The organism is Paenibacillus sp. E194, from assembly GCF_000935845.1.
GTDB lineage: Bacteria > Bacillota > Bacilli > Paenibacillales > Paenibacillaceae > Paenibacillus_B > Paenibacillus_B alvei_B.
Genome location: NZ_JMDX01000544.1, coordinates 1 through 625 on the forward strand (window position 1 = coordinate 1; position 625 = coordinate 625).

Annotated in this window: 1 protein-coding gene; it reads right to left on the minus strand. The window is 58.1% G+C overall.

The annotated features are described in order from the left end of the window. On the minus strand, window positions 1-625 hold a 625-nt coding region (locus AZ66_RS29470), incomplete at both ends, for an AMP-binding protein (protein ID WP_044358232.1).

A 625-nucleotide genomic window follows, 5' to 3' on the forward strand; every position in this document is an offset into this window, starting at 1 on the left:
CTGGAACGGATCCGCCACGAACTTCTCGGCGCTCAGTTCCGGACGACCCAAATACCCGCGGGCGACCCCGATGCCGCCAATGCATAATTCCCCCGGCACTCCGATCGGCTGCAGTTGCATCCGTTCATTGACCACGTACATGCGGACATGCGGCAGTGGATGGCCTATCGGAACATTCCCGCGGCTCCGTTCTGCCCCATCCGCTTCTTCATAGAAGCTGGAATCGATACACGCTTCGGTAACCCCGTAGCTGTTTAGAATGCGCATCGACGATCCGAAGCGGCGAACCAGCTTCCGGAATTCCCCGGCTGGGCAGACGTCCGATCCGAGAATGAGCAGCTTCATCCCGCTTATGTCGAGATCGTTCTCCTTGATATACTGCATTAACGGCAATACCAGCGCCGGCGTCGACTCCAAGATATTGATGCCGTACTCGCGGATCCGCTCGTACAGCGATGCCGGATCCATTCTGACGTCGCTTGGACAGATGACCATCTGTCCTCCCCACAACAGCGCCCGCGCCATATCTCCTGCAAATACATCAAACGAGAAGCTCGCCAGCTGCAGCAAGCTCACCCGGAACGTATCCAACTGGTATGCCTGCTTCCACGCATGCGCCAAGCCC